The sequence below is a fragment of the Macrococcoides caseolyticum genome (assembly GCF_002902665.1).
GTDB classification, from domain to species: domain Bacteria; phylum Bacillota; class Bacilli; order Staphylococcales; family Staphylococcaceae; genus Macrococcoides; species Macrococcoides caseolyticum.
On record NZ_PPRM01000029.1, the window covers coordinates 1 to 1,161 of the forward strand.

Genomic DNA, 1,161 nt, shown 5'->3' on the forward strand with positions numbered 1-1,161 from the left:
CAGTTAGGGGGTTTTTTAGGTGCTGGTATGCCGTCTTAATCCTTACGTTGATCTAACCAGTGAGAAAACAACGCAAGTGCTACGCCAACATACAATGGCGCAATAACGTTAACAAGTAGAAATTCCACAGAGATCACCTCCTTCCATAAGATCTCGCCTATGGAAGTAAAGACGGCGTACTCATTATACCGAATTACTATGGTTTCTTCTATAGTGCTTACCTTATCCATTTTATCTCTCAAAAACACGTGGCATAATAAGGAGAACGATAAACATCAGGAGGATATGCGATGACAAATATTGATTATGAAAAAGAACTACAAGCATTAGAAGAAAAGAAGAAGCAGCTACTAAAAGAAAAGCGTGAAAAAGATAAGAAAGAACTTCAGACCTTAAAAGCAGTCTTTGGTAAAGACTTCCCAAGAAAAGAGAATGGTAAATTTATCTCGTTAGATGAATTTAAGAAAAATTATGTCATTTCACGTAAGGATCAGTCAGGGATTAATCCGAATGAATTGAATGCAGTTCAAGAAGAACTCAATCAATTAAAGAAGACGCTGAATGACATTGCGGATGCAATGGACGATTCAAGAGGCTACTGGCACGTGAGTGATCTTAAGGGGTTAACAAACTGGTTATCACAGTTTAGAACGAAGGGCTAAACTGTGATAACCAGTCTTACAAAAGATACGAGTATACAGTATCTTTTGTATCGAATTGATTGGAATAGGATGACGAAAGTAGTCAGCGTATTCCAATCAATTTGGAGAGGTTTTCTACAAAGATCCATCCAAACATAACATGATGTTTGGATGGATCTTTGTATTTTATATCATCTGTTATTTCGAAGAAATAGACGATGATATGAAACGAAAGGGTTAAGGGAAAAGCTTTTCCCTTACAAGGAGGCGGATGAGACTTTGCGAAGCAAATGTATACATTCGCACTGCTTGACCAAAACATTTTTTGTACAATTTATGGTACAATTGAGATAAACATCTTGACAGAAAAATTGGACATAAATGTTTTGTGTTCTTGTGATGTGATGGCTGTTGTTAATCTCAAATGTGAGCGAATAGTGAGACATTTGGATTTACAACAATCGTGTGAATGTCTGCGACCGAATAGGGAGCAGTCTGAACCGATACATCACATCACTTC

General features: G+C 37.1%; 2 protein-coding genes. One reads left to right on the forward strand and one right to left on the reverse strand.

What is annotated here, in order from left to right:
• Nucleotides 1-35: 35 nt before the first annotated feature.
• Nucleotides 36-128, reverse strand: a complete 93-nt coding sequence (locus CD152_RS12125) for a type I toxin-antitoxin system Fst family toxin (RefSeq protein WP_157821401.1) — start codon at nt 126-128, stop codon at nt 36-38.
• 162 nt (nt 129-290) lie between these two features.
• Here CD152_RS12125 and CD152_RS05630 point away from each other — a divergent pair, with 162 nt between their 5' ends.
• A complete protein-coding gene (locus CD152_RS05630) occupies nt 291-662 on the forward strand; it encodes a hypothetical protein (RefSeq protein WP_101158979.1) in 372 nt (123 codons plus the stop codon).
• Nucleotides 663-1,161 lie beyond the last annotated feature (499 nt).